Genomic DNA, 24,123 nt, shown 5'->3' on the forward strand with positions numbered 1-24,123 from the left:
CCAGCAGCGGCTTCACGCGTTCAGCCGGCCGCTTCATGGATGGCGATAGCGCGAGCCGGGAAGCCAGATCCGGCCTTTGGCTTTGGCCAGCTTGCCATTATCAACGCGCCGGCTTCGGGCACCTTGTCGAGATTGGCCAAGAGCTCGATCTGCCAGCAGTCGCGCGACAGCACATAGTATTCCAGGCTTGCGTCACCTGCCGAAGTGGCACGGCCGGGATCAGTGTCCATGCCCTCGTGCCCGATCGCAGCGACACCGCGGCGTTCCAAAAGTTCCTCCAGCACCGGCTTCGACCAACCCGGCGCATGCGAGATACCGTCGGCCGACTTGTTCCGAAATGCCACGGGGTCCGGCCAGCGCGGCCACCAGCCGGTGCGAAGTGCGACAAAACACTTTTCCGGGATACGGCCGTTCCGCGTCTCCCAGGCCGAAATATCGTCGAGCGTCGGCGTCGCGTCGGGATCGGCGGCGACCCTGTCGCTGATGTCGAGGATGACCAGCGGCAGAAGCATCTCCGCCACCGGCAGTTGGTCGATCGAGCGGCCGCCGTCGATGAAGTGCACCGGCGGATCGACATGGGTGCCCCACTGTCCGACGAAGGCGTAGTGGTGGACCTGGAAGGCATCGCCCTTCGAAAAATCGAGCAACGCACTGCGCTCCTCGTCCGGGAAGGCCGGGAAATGCGGCTGACCCGGATGAAACGCATGCGTCAGGTCGGTGAAGGTCGCGGCGGAGAGCCGCGACCTGTAGATGTCCCAAAGCGAGCCCGGAGTGGACAAGATCACGGCTCCGCGACGAAGGTCGGTGCCGCTTCACTTGCTAGGACAAGCTTGCCGTCCTTGACACCAATGACCGAGACCGACTTGTCCGGCACCGAAATGCCCGGGCGGTAGGTGACCGTGCCGGTCACGCCGTCGAGCCCGGACGTAGCGGCCAGCGCGTCACGGATCTTGGCCGGATCCGGCGCACCGGCACGCTTGATCGCGTCGGCCATCAGCTTGACCGAGTCGTAGCCGAGCGCAGCGAACGCGTTCTCCGGGGCATTGCCGACCGACTTGGTGTAGGCGTCGATGAAGGCCTGCACCTTCGGGGTGGCGCCCTCACCGATGTAGGCGTGTGTAGTGAAGTAGGTGTCCTTGGCCGCGTCGCCGCCGACCTGGATCAGCAAGGGCGTGTCGTAGCCGTCGCCGCCGACCACCGGCAGGTTGATGCCGGCCTGGCGCATCTGCTTCAAGATCAGGCCGATTTCCTCGGCATTCGACGAGGCATAGACGAAGTCTGGCTGCGGCGACAGCGCCTTCAGTTTGGCGATCTGCGCGGTAAAGGTCTTGTCGCCGATCTTGTAGGTGTCGCGCTCCAAAATCTTGCCCCCGCCATGCTCGTAGGCGGTGACGAAGTAGTCCGACAGCAGCGTTGTGTATTCAGTGCCGATGTCGGTCAGCAGGTAGGCGGTTTTGCCATTCAGCTTGTTCAGCGCAAATTCCGCGCCAACCGCAGCCTGAACGTTGTCGCCGAAGGCGGCGAGGAAGATCTCGTTGCCGAGCTGGCTCGGCAATTTCGGCGAGGTCGCGCCTGGCGTTATGAACGGTATCTGCGCCGTCTGGACCTGCGGTCCGATGGCCAGCACCGAGTCGGAATCGGCGAAGCCGATGATGCCGACGACCTTGTCGCTGTCGATCAACTGGCTGGCGACGGTCGAGATCGTCGTCGAATCGCTCTTGGAGTCGTAGATCACCAGTTCTATCTGCTGGCCGAGCACGCCGCCGGCGGCGTTGATTTCGCTCGCTGCCAGCTTGGCGCCATTCAGCATCGGACCGTCGAGCGAGGCCTGGATGCCGGTCAGGTTTGCCGGATAGCCGATCTTGATGGTGTCGGCAGCAAGTGCCGTGCTGGCCGAGGCAAGCGCGAAGAATGCGCCAAGTCCCAGGCCGATGGTACCGCGTCGAGTGAGTTTGATCATCGTTTTCGTTCCTCTGTCTGGTTCACCGTTGCCGATCTTTGGGTTGATCCGAACGTAAGTTCCCGGTCCCCCATGATCCCCTTCGGCCGGAAGATCATGACTAGAATGAAGATGAAGCCGAGCACGATCTGGCTGGCGCCAAACAGGGCCGGCACCGCGAAATCGCCGATCGTGAAGCCGCGTTCGACCGAGCGCAGGATCTCCGACAACAGCGAAACGCAGATGACGCCGACCACCGCGCCGGTCAGGGAGCCCATGCCGCCCAGCACCAGCATTGTGATCAGACTCATCGTCAGCGCGAAGTAGAAAGTGTTCGGCGAAAACGAGCCGAGATAATGCGCATAGAGCGACCCGCCGATGCCTGAGAAGAACGCGCCGATGACGAAGGCGATCAGTCTGGTCCGCAGCACGCCGATTCCGACAGCGCTGGCCGCGATCGTGTCGTCGCGCACCGCCTTCATGGCGCGCCCGAAAGGCGAATAAACCAGGCGTGCCAGAACGAACACCGTGATGGCGAGCCAACCCATCACCCAAGGCAACGTCGTCTCCAGCGGCACGCCGGTAAACGTGCGGGCGCCTCGGGTGAAATCCGACGCATTGATCAGCACCACGTTGACGATAATCAAGAATCCCATCGTCGCCACCGAAACGAAATAGCCCGACAGGCGCATCAAGGGATAACCGACGACCACCGCAAGCAGTGCCGTCAGAACGCCTGCCACCAGCGTCGCCGGCAGGAAGGGGAGACTGAAAGCATGCAGAAACGCCGGCAAATGCGGCAGCAATGCCATCTTCTGCTGCACCGGGATCGACAGGATCCCCGAAATATACGCGCCGGCGCCGATGAAGCCGACATGGCCGAGCGAAAACACGCCCGTAAAACCGTTGCTCAGCGACAGCGCCAGCACCAGGATTGCATTCAGCGCGATCAGCAGGATAATCCGGACGAAATAGTCGCTCAGCACGTGCGGCGCACCGAATGCGACAGCTGCCCCCGCTACCAGGGCGACGAGGACGAGGAGTGTGATCCGCGCTTCCCGGCTCACAGCTTTATCTCCCGGTTTGGCTGCAGCAGCCCGCCCGGGCGCACCAGGAGAAAGGCGATCAGCACGGCGAAGACGATTGCGTCGCGATAGGACGAGACGCTGCTCGGCAGGAATGCGACGATGAATATCTCCAGCGCGCCCAATATGTAGCCGCCGACCAGGGCGCCCGCGATCGACCCGAAGCCGCCGATGATTGCCGCCACGAAAGCCTTCAGGAGCGGCGTGAAGCCCATCTGCGGCTGCACCACGCCGGCCTGCGCCGCCCACAAAATGCCGGCGAGGCCGGCATAGGCGGATGCGACGATGAAGGCGACGATGATCAGCCGGTTGACGTTCAGACCGACAAGGTGTGCCGCCGACATGTCCTCGGCTGCGGCGCGCATGCCGAGCCCAGTCGTGGTGCGCGTGATAAACCAGCCGAGGAGCAGCAGCGACACGAAGGTCAGCGCGATGGTCAGGAGATTGATGCTGGTGAAGGTGATGGCGCCGTTCGACATCTCCCAGGAGGTGTTGAGAATATCGGGGAGTGGAAAATTGCGCGGCGAGGAGGTGAACACCAGGATGCCGACATTCTCGATGATGTAGGTGACGGCGAGGCTGGTCAGCAGTCGCGCGACGTCGGGCGCGTCGCGGATCGGGCGATAGGCGATGCGTTCGATGAGGAAGCCGGCGACGGCGGCCGCGGCGATGCCGCAGATCACGGCGACCGGGAACGGAACGCCGATGCCGACCAGCAAGGCAACCCCGAAGGCACCTACCATCATGACGTCGCCATGCGCGAAATTGGTGAGCTTGAGGACGCCGAAGACGATCGACAGACCGACCGCCACCAGTGCGTAGAGGCTGCCGAGGCTCACCGCATTGACGATCTGCTGCAGGATATAGTCCAGCTGGGTCATGTTGCCGCCCCGAGATATGCCTGCGCCACGCGTTCGCTGTCGCGCAGTTCCGCGGACCGGCCCGACAGCGCCACCTGACCCGTGCGCAGCACATAGGCGCGGTCGGCGAGGTCCAGCGCGAGCGTGATGTTCTGTTCCACCAGCAGCATCGTCATGCCCTGGCGCTTCAGTTCGGCAAGCGCGCTGAAGATGTGGCGCACCAGCAGCGGCGCAACGCCGAGCGAAGGCTCGTCGAGCAGCAGCAGGCGCGGCGCCGCCATCAGCGCGCGCGCCAAAGCAAGCTGCTGCTGTTCGCCGCCCGACAGCGTGCCGGCCAGCTGCTTCAGCCGCTGCTTGAGAATCGGGAACAGCATGAACATGCGCTCGCTGTCTCTGACGACGGCCTCCTTGTCGGTGCGGGTGCAGGCGCCGAGCCGCAGATTGTCAGCCACCGTCAGGCCGCCGAACAGGCGCCTGCCCTCCGGGCTCTGCGCGATGCCCAGACTTACGATGCGCGACGGAGCGATACCTCCAATCGGCTTGCCATCGAAGATGATCCTGCCGCCGCGCGGCCGCGACAGGCCGGAAATGGTGCGCAAGGTCGTGCTCTTGCCGGCGCCGTTGGCGCCCACCAACGCCACCACCTCGCCGGCATGGACGTCGAGCGAAATGCCCTTCAGCGCACGCACCGCGCCGAAATTGACCTCGAGGTTCTCGACGCTGAGCAGAACGGGGCTAGGCGTGGCCAAGATACGCCTCCCGCACTTTCGGGTGTTCGCGTACCTGCTCCGGTGTTCCGACGCAGATCACCTCGCCAGTCGCCAGCACCTGGATGCGTTCGCACAGCGCCATGATCAGGTCCATGTCGTGCTCGACAACGACCACCGTTACGCCATAGCGGTCACGGATCGTCCGGATCAGCGCTGCCAACACCTTGGTCTCGTTGGAATCAAGCCCGGCTGCGGGCTCATCGAGCAGCAGCAGCTGCGGGCCGGTCGCCAACGCACGCGCAATCTCCAGCCGCCGCTGATCGCCGTAGGGAAGATCCGCGGCGACCCTGCCGGCCTGATCTGTCAGGCCCATGAGGTCGAGGAGTTCGTCGGCCTTCTGCCGGGTCGCGGCCACCCGCTCGCGATAACGCCGACCGCGCAGCACGGTATCGGCGGCGCCGACAGGATGGCGCAACTGCGCCGCCGTCAGCACGTTCTGCGCGACGCTGAGGCTGCCGAACAGGCGAGAGCCCTGGAAGGTGCGGGCGATGCCCATCGCGACGATCTGCGATGTGCGCAGGCCGACGATCGACCGGCCCTCCATCTCGATGCTACCGGAATTCGGCTGGGAGAAGCCGGTGATCAGGTTGAAAAGCGTGCTCTTGCCCGAGCCATTCGGCCCGATTACCCCAATGATTTCACGTTCGTGGAGTTCGATGGAATGATCCCGCAGGGCAACTAGCCCTCGAAAGGCTTTTGTCAGCCCAACCGTCCTCAACAGCACTCGACTCGACTGTCTATCCACCCGCCGGTTTGCCCCTGTCCCTCGCCGCCCCGTTCGGCCCGGTCAAGCTTCAAATGGACAATTCGAACGGCAAGATGTCAAGTCCTATTCCCAAGAGGAAAGCTGTATGCCTGCCTCGGCTCGACCGTTGCCGCGACAGCACCGGCATCGATTCAGGGCCTGCAGTCCAGCGCGCCAGCGCTCGCTTCTCGAGCCTGCGCGCATAGTGCGTGGGCGCAAGGCACGAGACGAAGACGATCGGCGCCACCGGCCCGTAGACCTTGGGCGTCCTCGGACCGCGCTTGTGCTAGCTTGTTATCTGTTCGGCGACAGCTTCTTCGAGGCCGGCTGCGGCCTGGGCGGCGAGAGCGCGCGCCGCCGCCTGTGAATCGTAGAATTCCTCGAGCGCATGAACCCTGCCCCACCGCAGCGTGAACACGTGGAGACCACGGTTGACGTAGGACGTATCGCCATTGAGCAGGGTAGCGGTGCCATCCCACTGGGCAAACACGGTGGTATGCCAGGGCCAGCCCTTCACCCACACGTGGTTGACCGTGAGATGGAGAGTGGGCAGAACACGGCCGAGGCGCTCGAACCACCGGCGCAGGGCTTGCTTGTCGTGACGCTCGCCACCAAGCGCGTGTGCGCCACCAACCCGGTGATGGACATGCGGCGCGATGGCCTTCACCGACACATCCCAGCGATGGTTGTTGACGTCGTCGAAGCTCTGCCGGATCGATTTCTCGACAAAATAGCTGTAAAGCATGTGACCTCTCTCCAAACTTATCGGTGGCGCGCCGTTCCGACGCGAGACCCCGGCCAGCATCGCTCGGCCGCGGCCTGCGCGTCAGGTCAGGGCATTGTCGCGTCGGCTCGCAGGGATGTGTCCGTCTCGGTCGAGACCGTCACCTCCTCACCGGACCTTGAGAACGCGTAGAGCGAGCCCGGGTGGCCCGGTATGGAAAACGCCACGGAGTCACTGTTGGCGAGGCCCATGACAACCCGCAGCGGATCACCCCCGGCCTTCGGTGCGAAAGTGGCGGTGACCTCAAGCAGGTCGCCGCGCGGAACGTAGTAGGCCACCATGTCCAGGTGTCCCTGGTGCAGGCTACCGCCTTCGATCGGGCGCCCGATGGTGGCTTCCTCGGCAAGAGCCGGGGTTGCAAGAAACAGCGCCGCCAGCAGCGAGGCGCCCAAGGTTTTGCGGATCATCTCATTTGTCCTTTTTTAGATTGCGTTCACCCTCTATATCGGGTATAGATTACGAATGCAATCTAAAAAAGGAGATGACGATGCGTGTAAGTCGCACTCAGGCCGCGGAAAACCGTGAGACCGTGATCAATGTGGCAAGCCGGCTTTTTCGGGAGCGCGGGTTCGACGGCATCGGCCTCAAGGATCTGATGAAAGGGGCCGGGCTGACCCAGGGCGCCTTTTACAAGCAATTCGAGTCGAAGGACGATCTGGCGGCGCTGGCGTCCAGGCGGGCGATGGAAAGCGCCACCCACAAATGGTCGGCCGCGACCGCGGCAAATCCCGGGAACCCGCTCGACGGGGTGATCTCATTCTACCTCAGCATGGATCATCGCGGAGAAAAGATGGACGGCTGCCCGGTCGTTGCGCTGGGCTCGGATGCGGCCAGGCAAGGTGCCGAGGTGAAGGCATCATTCGAAGCCGGCATCAAGGCGTACCTCGAGATGCTCGGCGGTTGGGTTGGCGAGGGCGACAGCGAAAAGACCGGCAACAAGGCAATGGCCGTTCTCTCGACGATGGTCGGCGCGGTCGTGCTGTCGCGGGTCGTCAACGACCCCGACCTTGCGCAGGCTATTCTGGATGCGGCGGCCGATCAGGTTCGCGAAGCAGTCGCTACTTGAACGGCGCGAGCAGCGCCGCCAGCACAGCAAGGATAGGAGAGCAGATGGAACGGATTGTCGTCACGGGCATGGGTGCGGTCACGCCCCTTGCCGCCAATGTCGAAGCGTCCTGGTCACGCCTGCTTGCCGGCCGGTCTGGCGTTCGCAGGCTTCCTGACGATGTGGTGGGAGAGCTGCCGGCTAAGATTGGCGGCGTGGTTCCCTCCCTGGGCGAAGACCCCGAGGCCGGTTTCGATGCCGATGCCGTCCTGTCCGCGAAGGATCAGCGCAAGGTGGACCGGTTCATTCTCTTCGCGCTGGCGGCGGCGGAAGAGGCGCTTGCGCAGGCGCAATGGAAACCTGCCTTGGAGGCGGATCGCCTGCGCACGGCCACGATCATCGCTTCAGGTGTCGGCGGGTTCCCGGCCATCACCGAGGCGGTGCGCACGGTGGACCTGCGTGGCGCCCGCCGCCTGTCTCCCTTTACGGTGCCGTCCTTCCTGGTGAACCTCGCGGCGGGCCACATCTCGATCCGTCATGGCTTCAAAGGTCCACTCGGCGCACCGGTGACGGCGTGCGCGGCGGGCATCCAGGCGATCGGCGACGCCGCCCGCCTGATCCGCGCCAACGAAGCCGACATCGCCGTGTGCGGCGGAACGGAAGCGTGCATCAATACCGTCAGTCTCGGCGGTTTCGCCGCGGCTCGTTCTCTTTCAACCGGCTTCAATTGGGCGCCGGCCCAAGCCTCGCGCCCTTTCGACACATCGCGCGACGGCTTCGTCATGGGCGAAGGGGCCGGCGTGCTGGTCATCGAGGCGTTGAGCCACGCGTTGGCGCGCGGCGCAAAACCGATTGCTGAGCTCGTCGGCTACGGCACGACGGCGGATGCCCATCACGTCACCTCCGGGCCAGAGGACGGCGACGGCGCGCGCCGGGCCATGCAGATCGCGATTGCCCAGGCAGGGATTTCGCCACGCGACGTTCGTCATCTCAATGCGCATGCGACCTCCACGTCAGTCGGCGACCTGGGTGAGATCGAAGCGATCAAGAGCGTGTTCGGGCGCGATTTCGCGATAGCTGTCAGTGCCACGAAATCGGCGACCGGACACCTGCTCGGAGCGGCCGGCGGGCTTGGTGCGATCTTCGCAATCCTGGCGCTCAGGGATCAGGTCGCCCCGCCAACCCTCAACCTGGGCGAGGCCGATCCGGCCGGCGACGGAATCGACTTCGTCGCCAACGCACCCCGGCCCATGGAGATGGAGTACGCGATCTCCAATGGCTTCGGCTTTGGCGGCGTGAATGCCAGCGCCCTGTTCAGACGCTGGAACTAGCGGTGGCCAGACGCAGTCATGACCGACGCCCTTTGCCCCGGCCTATCTCAATGCTTTTCCCAATCCGATCCAACGCAAAGAAGGATATGATTCCATGAACAAGACCAGTCCCGGCGTCGCCCTTGTCACAGGGGCATCTTCCGGCATCGGGCGCGCTACCGCCGACGCCTTGCTCGGCGCTGGCTTTCGCGTCTTCGGAACCAGCCGTCGCACGGCCTCACAGCAATCCGCCGGCGTGACCATGCTGACCTGCGACGTGACCGACGACGCGTCCGTCGCGACAATGGTCGATGACGTTCTGGCCGCGGCCGGACGCATCGACGTGCTTGTCAACAATGCCGGCATGGGGCTGTTTGGCGGCGCGGAGGAGTCCTCGACCGCCCAGGCCAAGGCGCTGTTCGACGTGAACGTCTTCGGCGTCTTGCGCGTGACCAACGCGGTGCTGCCGGCAATGCGGCGCCAAGGGAAGGGCAGAATCGTAAATTTGAGCTCGGTACAGGGGTTCATCCCCGCTCCCTATTTCGCGCTTTACTCGTCGACCAAACACGCCATCGAAGGGTATTCCGAGTCGCTCGATCACGAATTGCGCCCCTTCGGCATTCGCGTTTCGCTGGTGGAGCCCGCCTATACCCGCACATCATTCGAGGACAATCTTGCCGCCCCCGACCGGTCGCTCGAAATCTACGACTCCGCGCGCGCCGGGATGACTATGTCAGTGCGGAAATCGATGGAAAAAGGCGATGCGCCCGAAGTGGTCGCCAAGACCATTTTGGCAGCAGCGACCGATCCCGCGCCGAAGAAACGCTATGCGGCGGGAAAAATGGCGCGCCAGGTCAGTTTCCTGCGCCGTTTCGTCCCCGCATCCGAATTCGACAAGAGCCTGCGCAAGCAGCTTGGGTTGCCGGTCTGAAATCGGGCGCTGCCTTGGCGCGTCAGCGAGCAGCCGCCTGTTTCTCGAGCCTGCGGGCGTATTGCGTCAGCGGAAAGCACATGACGAAGAAGATCAGCGCCACCAGCCCGTATACCTTGAACGGTTCGAAGGTCGCATTGTTGATGGCGTTGGAGGTCCGCACCAGCTCCTCGAAGCCGATGATCGAGGTGAGCGCCGTCGATTTGATCAGCTGCACCAGGAAGCCGACGGTGGGTGCGCGGGTGATCGAAAACGCCTGCGGCAGGATGATCAGCCTGAGTTCCTGCAGATAGTGCAGGCCGAGGCTGGCACCGGCGTCCCATTGACCGAGGGGTAGCGCCGCGACGCCGGAGCGCCAGATTTCGGCGAGATAGGCGCTGGCGAAGAAGGTGAGGCCGAGCGCCGCCGCCGTCCAGGGTTCGATGCGCAGACCAAGCATCGGCAGGCCGAAGAACATCAGGAACAGCTGCATCAAGAGCGGCGTCCCCTGGAACAGGGCGATGTAGCCGGAGGCGACACGCCGGCTCCATTTGTTCTCAGCGATCCTGAAGAACAGCACGATCATGCCGACGATACCGCCGCCGATAAAGGCGGCCAGCGATAGCAGCACCGTCCAGCGGGCGGCGAGCAGTAGGTTGCGCACGATGTCCCAGAAGGTGAACTCGATCATGACACACCGGCTCCGAGCGCGCGGCGCCCGCCTGACACCAGCAGCCGGCGCAAGGCCATCGACAGAGCGAGATAGACCAGCGTCACGACGAAATAGGTCTCGAAGGAGCGGAAGGTGCGTGCCTGCAGCATGTCGGCCTCGTAGGTCAGCTCACGCACGGCGATCTGCGACACGACGGCGGACTCCAGCATCATGATGACGATCTGGCTGGTGAGCGCGGGGTAGATGATCTTGAGCGCCTGCGGCAGCACGATCTTGACGAACACCTGGCGTGGCCGCAGCCCAAGGGCCAGCGCTGCTTCCGTCTGCCCGCCGGGCACGGCGTCAAGCCCGGCGCCGACGATCTCGATGGTGTAGGCCGCCATGTTGAGCGTCATCGCCAGCATGGCGGCCAGGAGCGGGTCGAGCCGGACGCCCAGGCTGGGCAGCCCGAAGAAGATGAAGAACAACTGCACCAGGAACGGCGTGTTGCGCATCACCTCGACATAGCAGGCGATTGCCCGCTTGAGCAGCACCGGGCCGTTTCGCCGCCCCGCGGCACCCAGGATGCTGAGCAGCGTTCCGGCCAGCGTGGTCACGGCGATCAGCAGGATCGTCGTGGCCGCGCCATGCGCGATGTCGCCCAGGGCACCCGGGAGCCAGCCAAAGGCCACGGAAACTCAATCCTTGAGATTGTCGGGATTGAGCGGCGTCTTCAGCCAGGCTTTCGAGCTTTCGTCCAGCTTGCCGTCGGCCAGCATCTTGGCGACCGCATCGTTGACGGCCTTCTTCAGGCCGTCTTCGTTCTTGTTGAGGCCGATATGCGAAGGCGAGGTCAGAAGCTGGAACTTCTGCTCCGGCTTCAGTGCGTCCTGCTTGGCCAGCACCTGCGCGCCGACGTCGTTGCCGACGACCATCAGCTGCGTCTGGCCGGAGATGAAGGCCTGGATCACCGAATTGTAGTTGTCGAAGCGCTTTATGTCGGCCGATGCCGGTGCTGCCTCGGTGAGCGAGGTGTCTTCCAGCGTGCCGCGATTGACGGCGATCGACTTGTCGGCGAGGTCTTCCTTGCCTTTGACGGCAAGCGCTGCCGGACCGATCACGGCGATGTAGTAGGGCGCGTAGGCAGCGGCGAAGTCGATGACCTGCTCGCGTTCCTTCGAATAGCCGACGCTCATCAGCAGGTCGACGCGATGATCGTTCAGATACGGGATGCGGTTCTGGCCGGTGACGGCGATGGGATTGAGCTTCACCTTGAGCGTATCGGCGATGTATTGCGCGACATCCATGTCATAGCCCTTGAGGCTCATGTCGGCGCTGGCCGAGGAGAAGGGCGGAAAGTCGGCGAAGACGCCGACATTGATGGTGCCGGCCTTGGTGATGTCCGCCAGCGCATCGGCGCTAGCGGCCTGAACTGCGAGGCCGAAACCGGCCGTGCCGAGCATCAGCACGGCGGCGATGGAGGCAAATGTCTTACGGATTGTCATTGTCATTCCCCTGTCTGGAAGCTTTGTTTGTTCGGGTCGGCCGCCGGCTCCAGCGCGGCGGCTGCCTTTGCTTTTCTAGACGTCAGGCGCCCTTGCCTGTTATCGCCGGGCTGAACACCATCAGGCTCAGTATCTCGAACAGCACCTGCGCCGCAGCGTGCGCCGTGTTGGTGGTGGCGTCGTATTGCGGCGCCACCTCGACGACGTCGCCGCCGACGATGTTGAGACCTTTGAGGCCGCGCAGGAGTTCAAGCACTTCGCGCGTCGTCAGCCCGCCGACCTCCGGCGTGCCGGTGCCCGGCGCGAAGGCCGGATCGACGCTGTCGATGTCGAAGGAGACATAGGTCGGGCCGTCGCCGACGATCTTGCGCGCCTTCTCGATGATCGCCGGAATGCCGAGGCCGGTCACCTCCTCGGCATGCACCACGGTCATGCCGGACTCGTAGGTGAACTCCCACAGATATTCGGCCGAGCCGCGGATGCCGATCTGGATCGTGCGCGTCGGGTCGAGCACGCCGTCAAGCACAGCGTTGCGGAACGGGCCGCCATGGTGGAACTTGGTCATGTCGAACAGGCCGCTGGTGTCGCAGTGGGCGTCGATATGGATCAACCCGACCGGAGCTTTCTTGCCGACGGCCTTCAGGACCGGATGGCTGATCGAATGGTCGCCGCCGATCGACAGCGGAATCACCCCGGCATCGACGATCTGGTTGGTGCGGCGCTCGATATCCTCATGGCTGGTCTCAAGCCGGTAGCGGCTGCGGAACGGCGTGTCACCAATGTCGGCGACCCTGAGCTCATGCGTCGGCGCGCATTCCAGCACGTGATTGTAGGGCCCGATGCGCTCGATGGCGCGCAACGCCCTTGGCCCGAAGCGCGAGCCCGGGCGGTTGGTGACGCCGAGATCCATCGGCACGCCGATCATCGCCACCTGCAAATCGCCGAAATCCGGATTGTCGGCCGATATTTCGCGGTAGGGCGCGGCAAGAAAGGTCGGGATGCCTGAATAGGGCGCCAGCCGCGTGCCGCTCTTGGAGAAGATCTTGTCGGCGACCTTGCGGAATTTCGGGTCGAACATCTCGCCGCCATGGCTTTCACCATATTTGCGACGCAACGCATCGAGCTTGCCGCGATCGTATCCCATGTCCGCTCCTCCTGGGCTGATGCAGTGCCGGCGCGGGTGACGCCTGCGAACCGACCATCATCCGGCCGGGCCGCTGTCCCGCTGGCTGCCTGCAGATTTCATGTCTTGATGCTGTTCTGAACTCGAGTGTCTGGCAGTGGCATTGAAAAATCAATTGATATTGTTAGGGTGTATTCTGTGAGAAAATCTCACAACAAAGTGGTACCATGACCAAGCGCCTGCCACCGCTCAATCCGCTGCGCGCCTTCGAGGCAACGGCTCGCCATGGTTCACTGACCAAGGCGGCCACTGAGCTGAACGTCACGCATGGCGCCGTCAGCCACCAGATCAAGGCGCTCGAGCAGTCGCTCAGTGTCAAGCTGTTCGAGCGGGTCGGCCAGCGGGTCAAGCTGACACCGCATGGCGCGGAGCTTCTGCCGGCGGTGTCGACCGCGTTCGACGGCATCGCCGCCGCCACCCAGCGCATGACAAGGCCGGCGAGCAGCGGCACACTTTCGGTCTCCTGCGTGCCGGCGCTACTGTTGCTGTGGATGACACCGCGGCTCGGCAGTTTCATGGCGCAATATCCCGACATAAGGCTGACGCTTATTCCGTCCAACGATCCCAAGGATTTGCGGGCGCCCAATATCGATGTCTGCGTGCATTATGGCGACGGCAGCTGGACCGATTGCTGGATGCGCAAATGGTCGGGCCTCGAACTGTTTCCCGTGGTCAGCCCGACCTTGATCAACAACCGGCCGATCCGCAGCGTCAGGGATCTCGCCGATCATGTCTTCCTGCATGGCGATGACGGCCGCGAGTGGCACACCTGGCTGGCTGCCGCCGATGCGCTGGACCTGGAGCGGGGCCGCCGCCATCACCTCGGCGATGCGCGTATGGCGACCGAGGCAGCGGTGCACGGCCATGGCGTGGCGCTGGGCGACTCGGTGACGGCAAGCGCGCTGCTGGCCAGGGGCATGCTGGTCGCGCCGTTCAGCCTGTCGGTGCCGGCGGTCGACGATTTTTATGTCGTCTGCCGCAACGAGATGCGGACGACGCCGATCGTGCAGGTGTTCGTCGACTGGCTGTTTGCCGAGAAAGCGGGGGACGACGGGCGCGCCGACGCCCCTGTGGCCGGCCGCATCGTCAGCCGCCGCAAGCGTCCGGCGCTCAGGGTGATGGGCGGCAAATCCGCAAGCTGATGCCAGGCTGCGCGCCGCCGCATGCAGGCAGCTCTTTTTGTCGGGCCAGCCTGAAAGCGGGCAGCGTTGCGGCCGATTCGATGCTATGAGGCCTGTCGCGATTGTGGATGGCAGGCAGCGAAGGCGGTGTTGAAACATGGCTAAGACCGATATTGCGCGGCGCGTCTACAACCACACCTGGAAGCTCGACCCGATCGTGCGCAGCCTGCTCGACACGGATTTCTACAAGCTTTTGATGCTGCAGATGATCTGGGGCATGTATCCCAAGGTCGACGCAACCTTCTCGCTGATCAACCGCACGACGTCGGTGCGGCTTGCCGACGAGATCGACGAGGGCGAATTGCGCGAACAACTCGACCATGCCCGCACGCTGCGCTTCTCCAAGAAGGAGATGATCTGGCTCGGCGGTAACAATTTCTACGGCCGCAAGCAGATCTTCGAGCCGGAGTTCCTCGCCTGGCTGGAAGGCTTCCGGCTGCCCGAATACGAACTGTCAAAGCGCGACGGCCAGTATGAGCTGACCTTCAGCGGGGCGTGGATGTACACCACGCTGTGGGAAATCCCGGCGCTCGCCATCATCAATGAACTCCGATCTCGCGCGGCGATGCGGGCGTTCGGGCCTTTCGCGCTCGACGTGCTCTATGCCCGCGCCAAATCCAAGATGTGGGCCAAGACCGAGCGGCTGAAGGCGCTGCCCGGCATCCGCATCTCGGACTTCGGCACGCGCCGGCGCCATTCCTTCCTATGGCAGCGCTGGTGTGTCGAGGCGTTGAAGGAAGGCATCGGCGAGGCGTTCACCGGCACCTCCAACGTGCTTTTGGCCATGGACAACGACCTCGAAGCGCTCGGCACCAACGCACATGAGCTGCCCATGGTGTTTGCCGCGCTTGCCGACTCGGAAAAAGAGCTGAGACAGTCGCCCTACAAGGTGCTGCAGGACTGGCAGCGCTACTATGGCGGCAATCTCTTGATCGTGCTGCCCGACGCCTTCGGCACAGCCTCATTCCTGCGCGATGCGCCGGACTGGGTGGCCGACTGGACGGGCTTTCGCCCCGACAGCGCGCCGCCGATCGAAGGCGGCGAAAAAATCCTGTCCTGGTGGCGCGACAAGGGCAAGGACCCCAAGCAGAAACTGCTGATCTTCTCCGACGGGCTCGAGGTCGAGACCATCGAGGAGACCTATCGCCACTTCAAGGGCAAGGTGCGTATGTCCTTCGGCTGGGGCACCAATCTGACCAATGATTTCGAAGGCTGCGCGCCGACGGAAACCAACAGCCTCGACGCCATATCGCTGGTTTGCAAGGTCACCGAGGCCAATGGCAGGCCAGCGGTCAAGCTGTCGGACAATCCGGCCAAGGCGACCGGCGATGTGAAAGAGATCGAGCGGTATCTCAGGATTTTTGGCGAGAAGGACCGCGTGGAGCAATTGGTCAAGGTGTGAGGGGTGGTGGGGCTCTTGGATAGGCCGAGTTCCTTGGCGCCCCCCTCTGTCCTGCCGGACATCTCCCCCTCAAGGGGGGAGATTGGACGTCATCTCCGCTTTCGCCAATTTTCGACGCCCAACGAAAAGCGCCGATCGAGCGAACTGCCAATCTCCCCCCTTGCGGGGGGTGAGGAGTGGTCCGCGCAGCGGACGGAAAGCCAATTGCTTGGCTTTCCGAACGACGAACGCCCGGAGCGACGGCGAAGGGCCGGGTCCGGCAGGACAGAGGGGGGCGCCGCAGGGTGCCGTCATCTATCGTTGGCTTTGTTGCTTACAGCCGCATCGCTCATATTTCCCGCCCCCGCCTGCGCACACGCCTCCGACCGGGGCCACGTCCTGCTGTTGCCGACCGGCTACTATCTGGTCGGAGGCGCCTTCGCCGTGGCCGTCAGCTTCCTCGTCCTGGCGCTGCTGCCGGCGGCTTCGCTTGACCGCTTCTGGCGCCGACGCCTGCCGCTGTTCACCTTCGGCGACAGCGCCCGCGCCGCCATCAGCCTGATATCCTTTGCCGGCTTTGCAATTCTCATCGCCGCCGGCCTTTTCGGCAGCCGCGACCCGCTTTCAAACCCGCTGCCTTTGGTGATCTGGACCCTTTTGTGGGCCGGCGTCACGCTGTTGCAAGGCCTCTTCGGCGATCTCTGGTCATGGCTGAACCCCTGGTATGGACCATGGCGTATCGCCTCGCGCCTGTTCGGGACCGGGACATGGCGCCTGCCCCGATGGGTCGGCTGCTGGCCTGCGGCCATCTTGTTCTTCGCCTTTGCCTGGTTCGAACTCATCGATCCGGCGCCCGACGATCCGGCGCGTCTGGCCGTGGCCGCCGGCCTCTACTGGCTATTCTCTTTCCTCGCCATACTGGCGTTCGGCTATCGCGGCTGGAGCCGCAGCGGCGAATTCCTGACGGTCTTCTTCTCCATGGTGGCGCGTTTCGCAATTGTGGTACGGAACGAACATGGCCGGCTTGCCCTGTGCTGGCCGGGCGCCAAGCTGCTGGCCGCGGAGCCCTTGCCGGCCAGCGGCATGGCTTTCCTGCTGCTCGCCCTGTCGTCGGTGTCCTTCGACGGCCTGTCGAAAACCTTCTTCTGGCTCGGCCTGTTCGGCATCAACCCGCTCGAAGTTCCCGGCCGCACGGCGCTGATCGGCAGCGGCACTTTCGGGCTGATCCTGACATTCGCGCTGCTGGCGGCGGTGTTCCTGCTTGCCGTCTGGCTCGGCCAACGTCTTGCCGGCAGCGACCACATTCTTAACCAGGCGGCCGGTCAGCTGGTGTGGTCGATCGTGCCGATCGCGCTTGCCTATCACATTGCGCATTATCTGACGGCGCTGCTCGTCGACGGCCAATATGCGCTTGCGGCACTTTCCGATCCGTTCGCGATGGGCTGGAACCTGTTCGGCACCGCCGATATGCAGATCGAGGCCGGCATCGTTGCGGGGGCGGACTCTGCGTGGTGGCTGTGGAATATCCAGGCCGGCGCCATCATCCTGGGCCATGTGCTCGCCGTCCTCGTCGCTCACGGCTTCGCCTGGCGCCTGCACCCACAGCCCTCCCGCGCAGCCCTCAGCCAGTTCCCGCTTACCTTGCTGATGATCGCCTACACCGTCTTCGGCCTCTGGTTGCTTGCCACGCCGACTGTCGGATGAGAAAAGGCGACCAGCATGCCTTCGGGGAAAGCCCGCTTGCCACGTCGGGGCTTTGGTGATTTAGTTTGTACACATGCGATTTTTTGCCTCGTTGCAGCCAGTCAAAACTCAAAAACAGGGGAACTGCCGTGACTGACAAGAATGGGTTTTTCGATCTCTCCAGATCCACGCTCACCCGCCGCACCGCACTGAAAGGTCTGGCCGCAGGCGCCGGCCTCGGCCTTGCCCCTGGCTTCGTCCGCTATTCCCAGGCGCAGAGTTCGGCGCCGATCAAGATCGGCTTCCAGTCGCACCGCACCGGCATCGGCGCTGCCTATGGCCGCTGGTACGAAAAGACCACGGCTGCCGCGGTCAAGGCGATCAATGCCGCCGGCGGCATCAATGGCCGTCAGGTCGAGGTGATCATCGAGGATGACGGCACCGATCCCGGCCGTGGCGCCGAGGTGGTCGGCAAGTTCGCCACCCAGCACAAGACCGACATCGTCTTCGGCACGCTGTTCTCGCATGTCGTCATCGGCTCGGCGCCCGCCGCCGGCGAAAACAAGATGCCCTATTTCGTCGTCAGCGAAGGCCATCACGTCGCCTCGACCAAGCTGAACCGCTATGTCTTCCAGCCCGGCATCACCGACGTGAAGAGCCAGATCCAGTCGATGGCTCCGTGGATCGCGGCCAACGCCGGCAAGAAGGTGACGCAGATCTTCCCGGATTTCGCCTTCGGCTACGACCACCGCGACTACCTGCCGCCGGCGCTGAAGGCGCAAGGCGGCGAGGTCATCGCGCAGATCGCCATCCCGCCGACGGAATCGTCCTTCACCAAGTATTTTCCGCAGATCCCGGCCGAGACCGAGGTGATCTACCACGTCATGGTCGGCCCGGCCGTGCTCACCTTCGTCAAGGAGCTTGGTGAGTTTTACGGCTCCAACCGGCCGCAATTGTTCGGCTTCATCGATTCGCTCGAAGCCACCGACATCAACAGCCCCGGCCTCGAATTCCTCGATGGCAGCCATTTCTGGGAAGGCTCGCCGCGCTATGCGCAGGCCGATGACTCCGAGGCGCAGAAGGCCTATCGCGCTGCTGTCGGCATCGACGACAATGGCGCCGCCGTCGGCGACCCCAAGGACGTCTCCACCGCAGCCCACATGTTCGGCTGCTGGGAAACGCTCTACGTCGTCAAGAAGGCGATGGAGGACGCCGGCTACAAGGGACCGGAAGACCGCGCCAAGCTGGTCGAGGCGACCGAGGCGCTGACCGAATTCGCCGAAGGTCCGGAACATCCGCAGGGACCGAAGACCTTCAACGGCAAGATCCACCAGTGCTTTGGCATCCAGAACATCTCCAAGATCGAAGGCGGCAAGCTCAAGGTCGTGCACAAGACCAAGATCGAGGACGGACTTTACGAGGCCGAAGGGGATTATACGACGCAGGCGCTGTGAGCTGCTCCAGCACAAGCGTGAGCGCCAGGCCGCCCCCCTCTGTCCTGCCGGACCCGGCCCTTCGCTGTCGCTCCGGGCGTTCGTCGTTCGGAAAGCCAAGCAATTGGCTTTCCGTCCGCTGCGCGGACCACTCCTCACCCCCCGCAAGGGGCGCGATTGCGCTATCGCTGGGCGTGTAGCATGCACTTCGGTCCCCACCTCCTCCTCGCCGCCCTCGAAGGCCTCGTCACCTCAGCCGTGCTGGCGCTGACCGCGCTCGGCCTGTCGCTGGTGTTCGGCGTCATGCGGGTGGTCAATGTCGCGCATGGTGAGTTCTTCATGCTGGGCGCCGTGCTCGCCTGGGCGATCACCACAGCCATTGGCGGCCATCCCGCGCTCGGCTTCCTGGCCGCACTTGTGATTGCTCCGCTGATCGTCGGCGCCATTGCGCTGGTCGCCGAACGGCTGGTGCTGCGCCGGCTCAACTACAATCCGGAAGCCACCATCGTCGCCACCATCGGCATGCTCTACATCATCCAGCAGCTGGCGCTGACCTTCTACGGTCCGGAGGCGCGGCCGGTGGAGCCGCCGTTCAGCTACCGTATCCTTTTGCCGTGGTTCGGCTACTCCGGCTACAAACTGTCTGTCATCGCCGCCTCCGCGCTGCTGCTCACCGCGACATGGCTGGTGCTGACGCGCACCAGGATCGGCCTCGTCATGCGCGCCACGCAGTATGACAGCGAGACGGCGCAGGCCTTCGGCATTCCCGTCGGCCGCGTCTATGGCGGCGTCTTCGCGCTTGGCGCCATGCTGGCGGCCATTGCCGCGGTGCTGATCGTGCCGATCAGCCAGGCGCATTATCTGATGGGGCAGGACCCGCTGTTGCTCTCCTTCATCGTCGTCATCATCGGCGGCCTCGGCTCGCTGCGCGGCACGGTCGTCGCCGCCGTGCTGATCGGTCTCTCCGACGGCATCATCTCGATGTTCTTCTCGCCGACGCTGGCCAAGATCATCGCCACGCTGCTGGTCGCCATGGTGCTGGTGTTCCGTCCGCAAGGCTTGTTCGGGACGAGGTCGCGATGAGCGAAGCTTCGCCGGTAAAAGCCTATGCCCTGCATCTCGGCGTCGTCGCGCTGCTTTTCGTGCTGAGCTTCCTTCTGCCGGAATACTATCACGGCCTGCTCGCCCGCATCATGGTGCTGGCGGTGTTCGCCATGGGCTACAACATGCTGTTCGGCTATGTCGGCCTGCTCAGCCTCGGCCATGCCATGTTCTTTGCCGCCGGGCTCTATGGCGCCGGCCTTGCCGTCATCCAGCTCGGCTGGAGCGTACCAGCGGCGTTCGCCGCCGGGCTTGCCTGTGGTGTTGTTGTGTCACTCGTGATCAGCCTGCTGGCGCTGCGCACCACTGGCGTCGCCTTCATGATCGTCACCATGATGTTCGCGCAAGTGTTCTACCTCCTCATCCTCTACTTCGCGACGTGGACCGGCGGCGACCAGGGCATGGTCGTGCCGCAGCCGGCGCGGGTGCTGAGCTTCGGCGCGACGTCGCTCGAGCTCACCAATCCGACGGTGCGCTACATGACAGCGCTGGCGCTGTTTTCCATCGTGCTGCTCGTCACATTGGCCATCGTCCGCTCCCGCTATGGCCGCGTGCTGGTCGCCATCCGCGAAAATGAGGAGCGTACGAAGATGCTCGGATACGACACGTTTTCGAACAAGCTCGCCGCCGTCGTCATCTCCGGCATCATCTGCGCGGCCTCGGGTGCCGCCTATGCGCTGCTGTTCGGCTATGTCGGATCGAGCTTCGCGTCGGTGCAATATTCGATCCTGCCGCTGCTGTGGGTGCTGCTGGGCGGTGCTGCAACAACGCTCGGGCCGCTGATCGGCACGCTGTTCATGTACTATGTCATCGATATCACCAGCGGCTACACCTCCGCCTATCTGCTGATCGTCGGCATCGCGCTGATCCTTCTGGTGCTGTTTTTCCCCAAAGGCATTCTGGGCAGCATTAGGCAGCGCTGGCTCGGGTGGCTGCCATGATGCCGCTTTTGACCACCAAGGGCCTTTCTCGCGACTTCGGCGGCCTGCGTGCCGTCGACCGTGTGGATTTCTCCTTGATGCCGGGCGAAATCCGCGCCGTGATCGGCCCCAATGGAGCGGGGAAGACCACCTTCGTCAGCCTGGTCAGCGGCCGCATCCAGCCGTCTGCCGGCATGATCGTCTTCGACGGCGCCGACATCACCAATCTGCCTGCCTATGTCAGGGTCCGCAGGGGGATCGCCTACACCTTCCAGCTCACCAGCGTCTATGCCAACCTGTCCGTCTACGCCAACGTCGCGCTGCCCGCGCAACTGACGCTGCGGCATGGCAGCCATTCCAGGAGCGCGATACAGGCCGCTGTCATGACCGCACTCGAACGCACCGGCCTGGCCGATCGCGCCCACATGCCGGCCGGGCAGTTGTCCTACGGCCATCAGCGCCTGCTGGAAGTGGCGATGGGCCTGGCGCTGAAGCCGCGCCTGCTGATCCTCGACGAGCCGACGCAAGGGCTGGCCGACAGCGAGATCGACAATTTCATCACCCTGGTGCGCGAGATCGCCAAGAACGCCACCATGCTTCTGATCGAGCACAACATGCCTGTCGTCATGCAACTGGCCGACCGCATCACCGTCTTCAATGCCGGCAAGATCCTCGCCGAAGGCACGCCCGAAGCGATCCGCGAAAATACGGCCGTACAGGAAGCCTATCTGGGGACCGCCCCATGACAAACAAGGCCGAGCCGAAGTCTCAAGCGCTCACCATCTCGAGGCTCGACTGCTTCTATGGCGAGGTCCAGGTGCTCTACGGGCTCGACCTGGTGCTGAACAAGGGGGAGGTGCTGTGCCTGTTCGGCCGCAATGGCGCCGGCAAGACGACGACGCTCAAGGCCATCATGGGACTGGTCCCCTCGAGCGCCGGCTCGATCAGGCTCGATGGCCAGGAATTGACCCGGCTGCCGGCACATGAGGTGCCGAAGGCCGGCGTCGCCTATGTGCCGCAGGGAAGGCGATTGTTCGCCGAGATGACGGTGGCGGAAAACATCGAGATCGGCCTGATGGCGCGCGGCAAGGGCAAGGCGACGCGTGAAAACGTGCTCGACCTCTTTCCATTGCTGCGCCAGCGGCTGCGGCAGCGTTCCGGCACACTGTCCGGCGGCGAACAGCAGATGCTGGCGATGGCGCGTGCACTCTGCCTCGAACCGCAGGTGCTATTGCTCGACGAGCCGACCGAAGGGCTGATGCCGTCGATGATCGCCAAGATCCGCGAGACGGTGTCGACGCTGCGTGACATGGGCGTGTCGACCATCCTGGTCGAACAACGGGTCGATGCAGTGCTTTCTGTCGCCGACCGCGTTGCCTTCGTCGAAAACGGCCGCAACCGCGAGACAGTCGATGTCCAAGAACTGCGCGCCGATCCGTCAGCGGTGCGCCGTTATGTCGGCGTGGGTTGATCAGCCGAAGAACAGAAAACCCGCTACCAAAAATGTCGGGATCAGCACCAGGCCCGACCATGCCATATAGCCGAAAAAGCCCGGCATCTTCACGCCGCGATGTCGGGCGATGGCGTAGACCATGAAGTTCGGCGCATTGCCGATATAGGTGTTGGCGCCCATGAACACCGCGCCGGCCGAGATCGCGGCAAGCGTCGAAGCGAACTCCGTCATCAGGTGCCGGGGGTCACCGCCGGCAAGCTCGAAGAACACCAGATAAGTCGGCGCATTGTCGAGGAAGGATGACAGCGCCCCGGTCAGCCAGAAATAGGCTAGATCGTTGGGCTGGCCGGAGGAAGAACTCACAAGCGACACCAGCGGCGCCAGCGCACCCTCATGGCCTGCCCTGAGGATGGCGATGACCGGCACGATGCAGATGAAGATGCCGGCAAACAATTTGGCCACCTCTGATATCGGACCCCAGTTGAAGCCATTGGCCTCGCGGTATTCCTTGCGCGAAATGACAAGTGAAACGAGGGCGAGCGCCAGGATCATGGCGTCGCGCACCAGATTCTGCAGTTCCAGGCTGACGCCGAACACGGAGAAGCTGACGCCCGGCTTCCAAGCCGCCGATAGCAGGATGGCGCCGATCACCCCCGCCAGCAGCGGAAGGTTGGCCAGGCCGCGCAGGCGCACCTTGGTATCCGGTGTCGGATCCTTGATCTTCGGCGCGCCAGCCTCGCGCCGGTGCAGGATGATGTCGATCACCAGAAAAACGCCCAGCACGACACCGCCGACGAACAGCGTCTCGCGCCAGAGGTTCGTCGTCGTCCAGAAGAAGTCGACGCCGCGCAGGAAGCCGACGAACAGCGGCGGATCGCCAAGCGGCGTCAGCGAGCCGCCGATGTTGGACACCAGGAAGATGAAGAAGATGACGACATGGGCGTTGAACGGCCTGTTATCGTTGGCGCGGATGATCGGCCGGATCAGGATCATCGAGGCACCGGTCGTGCCGATCACCGAGGCCAGCAGCGCGCCGACCAGCAGCAGGCCGGCATTCACCAGCGGCGTGCCGTGAATGTTGCCAGCAAGGAGAATGCCGCCGGAAATGGTGAACAGCGCAAACAGCAGGATGATGAACGACATGTATTCGGTGAGCAACGCATGCAGCACCGCTTCGGTCGCTGTGGAGACACCGAAGGCAACCGCCAGCGGCAGGATCACCAGAGCGCCCCAAAGGGCCGCGATCTTGCCGTAGTGATGCTCCCAGACATGAAGAAACAGCAGCGGACCAGTGGCGATCGACAACAGCAGCCCGGCAAAGGGCAGCGCCCACCACAGCGACATCGAAGCGCCGGGCAGGCCGTGTTCCTCCGCCCCGAAAGCCTGTGCCGGAAACAGCACGGCCACAACGATTGCCGCCTTCGTCGCGACCCACAAAAAGCCCCTCTTGCGCCTCACGATCCGTCAGTCCGACAAAGGGTCTTCGAGCCTCACGCCGGCGTCGCGCATGCGCTGCAGCGTGGCATGGAGCGAACCGTTGAGATCGATGCCGCGGCAGGCATCCAGCCGCACTGTGGTTTTGAAGCCCTGGCTGACGGCATCCAGCGCCGAAAAGCCGACGCAGAAATCGGTCGCCAGCCCGACCAGGGTCAGCGTGTCGATGCCGCGCTCCCGGAGGTAGCCGGCAAGGCCGGTCTGGGTCGTGCGGTCGTTCTCGAAGAAGGCCGAGTAGCTGTCGATATCAGGCCGAAATCCCTTGCGAATGACGAGCTCGGCCTTGGTCCAGGCGAGGCCGGAATGGAAATCCGAGCCCAGGCTGCCCTGGATACAGTGGTCCGGCCACAGCGTCTGCTGGCCGTACGGCATTTCGATCATGGTGAAGGGCTGCGCGCCCGGATGGCTGGAAGCAAAGCTGGAGTGACCGGCGGGATGCCAGTCCTGCGTCAGCACGACATGGTCGGTTCGCCGGATCAGGTCGTTGACCAGCGGCACGATCTCGTCGCCGCCGGCAACCGCCAGCGCGCCGCCGGGACAAAAATCGTTCTGCAGGTCGATGACGACAAGCGCTTCGTCGGCCATGGGCTTTCCTCTTCCGTATGCAGGCTCCAGTGGAAAATGCCGCTGACGCGACCGGACGCAGAAACTTGACCAGATGGCCGGCCGCGTCAACCTCTCAAGCCATA

Annotated in this window: 25 protein-coding genes; 11 read left to right on the forward strand and 14 right to left on the reverse strand. The window is 63.8% G+C overall.

All coding sequences use genetic code 11. The features are described from left to right. Positions 1–20: 20 nt before the first annotated feature. From AC0NIL_RS02825 to AC0NIL_RS02860, 8 genes are all read right to left on the reverse strand, one after another. On the reverse strand, positions 21–779 hold the full coding sequence (locus AC0NIL_RS02825; RefSeq protein WP_275953259.1) for a cyclase family protein: 759 nt from the start codon (positions 777–779) through the stop codon (positions 21–23). A gap of 2 nt (positions 780–781) precedes the next feature. Then, positions 782–1,960, reverse strand: coding sequence for an ABC transporter substrate-binding protein (locus AC0NIL_RS02830; protein ID WP_275953260.1), 1,179 nt, complete (start codon positions 1,958–1,960; stop codon positions 782–784). Then, a complete protein-coding gene (locus AC0NIL_RS02835) occupies positions 1,957–3,006 on the reverse strand; it encodes a branched-chain amino acid ABC transporter permease (RefSeq protein WP_275953261.1) in 1,050 nt (349 codons plus the stop codon). The genes AC0NIL_RS02830 and AC0NIL_RS02835 overlap by 4 nt, the downstream gene beginning before the upstream one ends. After that, positions 3,003–3,905, reverse strand: a complete 903-nt coding sequence (locus tag AC0NIL_RS02840; protein ID WP_013528427.1) for a branched-chain amino acid ABC transporter permease — start codon at positions 3,903–3,905, stop codon at positions 3,003–3,005. The genes AC0NIL_RS02835 and AC0NIL_RS02840 overlap by 4 nt, the downstream gene beginning before the upstream one ends. Further along, positions 3,902–4,633 carry an ABC transporter ATP-binding protein gene (locus AC0NIL_RS02845; protein WP_275953262.1) on the reverse strand — a complete coding sequence of 244 codons (732 nt, stop codon included), beginning with the start codon at positions 4,631–4,633 and terminating at the stop codon, positions 3,902–3,904. The genes AC0NIL_RS02840 and AC0NIL_RS02845 overlap by 4 nt, the downstream gene beginning before the upstream one ends. Continuing rightward, positions 4,620–5,399 (reverse strand): ABC transporter ATP-binding protein, encoded by a 780-nt coding sequence (locus AC0NIL_RS02850; RefSeq protein WP_024502054.1) that lies wholly within the window; start codon positions 5,397–5,399, stop codon positions 4,620–4,622. The genes AC0NIL_RS02845 and AC0NIL_RS02850 overlap by 14 nt, the downstream gene beginning before the upstream one ends. A 286-nt stretch (positions 5,400–5,685) precedes the next feature. After that, positions 5,686–6,144, reverse strand: a complete 459-nt coding sequence (locus AC0NIL_RS02855) for a nuclear transport factor 2 family protein (protein ID WP_275953263.1) — start codon at positions 6,142–6,144, stop codon at positions 5,686–5,688. Positions 6,145–6,230: 86 nt separating this feature from the next. Further along, complete coding sequence (locus AC0NIL_RS02860; RefSeq protein ID WP_013528431.1) at positions 6,231–6,590, reverse strand: hypothetical protein; 360 nt, start codon at positions 6,588–6,590, stop codon at positions 6,231–6,233. Between the two features lie 80 nt (positions 6,591–6,670). On the opposite strand from AC0NIL_RS02860, the gene AC0NIL_RS02865 reads away from it, so the two are divergent. From AC0NIL_RS02865 to AC0NIL_RS02875, 3 genes are all read left to right on the forward strand, one after another. Then, positions 6,671–7,249: a TetR/AcrR family transcriptional regulator gene (locus tag AC0NIL_RS02865; RefSeq protein ID WP_473572814.1), complete on the forward strand. Its 579-nt coding sequence runs from the start codon at positions 6,671–6,673 to the stop codon at positions 7,247–7,249. 44 nt (positions 7,250–7,293) lie between these two features. Then, a complete protein-coding gene (fabF, locus tag AC0NIL_RS02870; RefSeq protein WP_084015525.1) occupies positions 7,294–8,559 on the forward strand; it encodes a beta-ketoacyl-ACP synthase II in 1,266 nt (421 codons plus the stop codon). 94 nt (positions 8,560–8,653) lie between these two features. Further along, entirely contained in the window at positions 8,654–9,469 is an 816-nt protein-coding gene (locus AC0NIL_RS02875) for an oxidoreductase (RefSeq protein WP_063170427.1), read from the forward strand. A 22-nt stretch (positions 9,470–9,491) separates the two neighbouring features. On the opposite strand, the gene AC0NIL_RS02880 is transcribed toward AC0NIL_RS02875, so the two are convergent. The 4 genes from AC0NIL_RS02880 to speB form a co-directional block, all read right to left on the reverse strand. Continuing rightward, a complete protein-coding gene (locus AC0NIL_RS02880; RefSeq protein ID WP_024502056.1) occupies positions 9,492–10,139 on the reverse strand; it encodes an amino acid ABC transporter permease in 648 nt (215 codons plus the stop codon). Continuing rightward, positions 10,136–10,792, reverse strand: coding sequence for an amino acid ABC transporter permease (locus AC0NIL_RS02885; RefSeq protein WP_024502057.1), 657 nt, complete (start codon positions 10,790–10,792; stop codon positions 10,136–10,138). Before AC0NIL_RS02885 ends, AC0NIL_RS02880 begins: the two co-directional genes overlap by 4 nt. Positions 10,793–10,798: 6 nt before the next feature. Continuing rightward, complete coding sequence (locus AC0NIL_RS02890) at positions 10,799–11,605, reverse strand: transporter substrate-binding domain-containing protein (RefSeq protein WP_013528437.1); 807 nt, start codon at positions 11,603–11,605, stop codon at positions 10,799–10,801. Between the two features lie 82 nt (positions 11,606–11,687). Then, positions 11,688–12,749, reverse strand: coding sequence for an agmatinase (gene speB / locus AC0NIL_RS02895; protein WP_127370311.1), 1,062 nt, complete (start codon positions 12,747–12,749; stop codon positions 11,688–11,690). 206 nt (positions 12,750–12,955) lie between these two features. Here speB and gcvA point away from each other — a divergent pair, with 206 nt between their 5' ends. The 8 genes from gcvA to AC0NIL_RS02935 all read left to right on the forward strand — a co-directional run bounded on the left by gcvA (position 12,956) and on the right by AC0NIL_RS02935 (position 21,958). Beyond that, complete coding sequence (gene gcvA / locus AC0NIL_RS02900; RefSeq protein ID WP_275953264.1) at positions 12,956–13,930, forward strand: transcriptional regulator GcvA; 975 nt, start codon at positions 12,956–12,958, stop codon at positions 13,928–13,930. Positions 13,931–14,066: 136 nt separating this feature from the next. Beyond that, complete coding sequence (gene pncB / locus AC0NIL_RS02905; protein ID WP_027161087.1) at positions 14,067–15,371, forward strand: nicotinate phosphoribosyltransferase; 1,305 nt, start codon at positions 14,067–14,069, stop codon at positions 15,369–15,371. 15 nt (positions 15,372–15,386) lie between these two features. After that, complete coding sequence (locus AC0NIL_RS02910) at positions 15,387–17,054, forward strand: hypothetical protein (protein ID WP_473572815.1); 1,668 nt, start codon at positions 15,387–15,389, stop codon at positions 17,052–17,054. Between the two features lie 128 nt (positions 17,055–17,182). After that, complete coding sequence (locus tag AC0NIL_RS02915) at positions 17,183–18,487, forward strand: ABC transporter substrate-binding protein (RefSeq protein WP_013528442.1); 1,305 nt, start codon at positions 17,183–17,185, stop codon at positions 18,485–18,487. Between the two features lie 180 nt (positions 18,488–18,667). Further along, positions 18,668–19,549 (forward strand): branched-chain amino acid ABC transporter permease, encoded by an 882-nt coding sequence (locus AC0NIL_RS02920; protein ID WP_013528443.1) that lies wholly within the window; start codon positions 18,668–18,670, stop codon positions 19,547–19,549. After that, positions 19,546–20,508 (forward strand): branched-chain amino acid ABC transporter permease, encoded by a 963-nt coding sequence (locus AC0NIL_RS02925; RefSeq protein WP_275953266.1) that lies wholly within the window; start codon positions 19,546–19,548, stop codon positions 20,506–20,508. The genes AC0NIL_RS02920 and AC0NIL_RS02925 overlap by 4 nt, the downstream gene beginning before the upstream one ends. Further along, the gene (locus tag AC0NIL_RS02930; RefSeq protein ID WP_275953267.1) at positions 20,505–21,233 is read left to right on the forward strand and encodes an ABC transporter ATP-binding protein; all 729 of its coding nucleotides are present in this window, start codon (positions 20,505–20,507) and stop codon (positions 21,231–21,233) included. The genes AC0NIL_RS02925 and AC0NIL_RS02930 overlap by 4 nt, the downstream gene beginning before the upstream one ends. Next, positions 21,230–21,958 carry an ABC transporter ATP-binding protein gene (locus AC0NIL_RS02935; RefSeq protein ID WP_275953268.1) on the forward strand — a complete coding sequence of 243 codons (729 nt, stop codon included), beginning with the start codon at positions 21,230–21,232 and terminating at the stop codon, positions 21,956–21,958. Before AC0NIL_RS02930 ends, AC0NIL_RS02935 begins: the two co-directional genes overlap by 4 nt. On the opposite strand, the gene AC0NIL_RS02940 is transcribed toward AC0NIL_RS02935, so the two are convergent. Then, complete coding sequence (locus tag AC0NIL_RS02940) at positions 21,959–23,377, reverse strand: sodium:proton antiporter (protein ID WP_275953269.1); 1,419 nt, start codon at positions 23,375–23,377, stop codon at positions 21,959–21,961. Between the two features lie 27 nt (positions 23,378–23,404). Then, positions 23,405–24,019 carry a bifunctional nicotinamidase/pyrazinamidase gene (pncA, locus tag AC0NIL_RS02945; RefSeq protein WP_063169737.1) on the reverse strand — a complete coding sequence of 205 codons (615 nt, stop codon included), beginning with the start codon at positions 24,017–24,019 and terminating at the stop codon, positions 23,405–23,407. Positions 24,020–24,123: the final 104 nt, after the last annotated feature.

The organism is Mesorhizobium sp. WSM1343 (genome assembly GCF_055901535.1).

Bases quoted from the DNA above. Each gene is read 5' to 3' on its own strand.
- AC0NIL_RS02865 (WP_473572814.1), top strand. From the start codon at position 6,671: ATGCGTGTAAGTCGCACTCAGGCCGCGGAAAACCGTGAGACCGTGATC.
- AC0NIL_RS02920 (WP_013528443.1), top strand. From the start codon at position 18,668: ATGCACTTCGGTCCCCACCTCCTCCTCGCCGCCCTCGAAGGCCTCGTC.
- AC0NIL_RS02925 (WP_275953266.1), top strand. From the start codon at position 19,546: ATGAGCGAAGCTTCGCCGGTAAAAGCCTATGCCCTGCATCTCGGCGTC.
- AC0NIL_RS02830 (WP_275953260.1), bottom strand. From the start codon at position 1,960: ATGATCAAACTCACTCGACGCGGTACCATCGGCCTGGGACTTGGCGCA.
- AC0NIL_RS02875 (WP_063170427.1), top strand. From the start codon at position 8,654: ATGAACAAGACCAGTCCCGGCGTCGCCCTTGTCACAGGGGCATCTTCC.
- AC0NIL_RS02930 (WP_275953267.1), top strand. From the start codon at position 20,505: ATGATGCCGCTTTTGACCACCAAGGGCCTTTCTCGCGACTTCGGCGGC.
- gcvA (WP_275953264.1), top strand. From the start codon at position 12,956: ATGACCAAGCGCCTGCCACCGCTCAATCCGCTGCGCGCCTTCGAGGCA.
- AC0NIL_RS02880 (WP_024502056.1), bottom strand. From the start codon at position 10,139: ATGATCGAGTTCACCTTCTGGGACATCGTGCGCAACCTACTGCTCGCC.
- pncA (WP_063169737.1), bottom strand. From the start codon at position 24,019: ATGGCCGACGAAGCGCTTGTCGTCATCGACCTGCAGAACGATTTTTGT.
- pncB (WP_027161087.1), top strand. From the start codon at position 14,067: ATGGCTAAGACCGATATTGCGCGGCGCGTCTACAACCACACCTGGAAG.
- AC0NIL_RS02890 (WP_013528437.1), bottom strand. From the start codon at position 11,605: ATGACAATCCGTAAGACATTTGCCTCCATCGCCGCCGTGCTGATGCTC.
- AC0NIL_RS02935 (WP_275953268.1), top strand. From the start codon at position 21,230: ATGACAAACAAGGCCGAGCCGAAGTCTCAAGCGCTCACCATCTCGAGG.
- AC0NIL_RS02855 (WP_275953263.1), bottom strand. From the start codon at position 6,144: ATGCTTTACAGCTATTTTGTCGAGAAATCGATCCGGCAGAGCTTCGAC.
- AC0NIL_RS02860 (WP_013528431.1), bottom strand. From the start codon at position 6,590: ATGATCCGCAAAACCTTGGGCGCCTCGCTGCTGGCGGCGCTGTTTCTT.
- speB (WP_127370311.1), bottom strand. From the start codon at position 12,749: ATGGGATACGATCGCGGCAAGCTCGATGCGTTGCGTCGCAAATATGGT.
- AC0NIL_RS02840 (WP_013528427.1), bottom strand. From the start codon at position 3,905: ATGACCCAGCTGGACTATATCCTGCAGCAGATCGTCAATGCGGTGAGC.
- fabF (WP_084015525.1), top strand. From the start codon at position 7,294: ATGGAACGGATTGTCGTCACGGGCATGGGTGCGGTCACGCCCCTTGCC.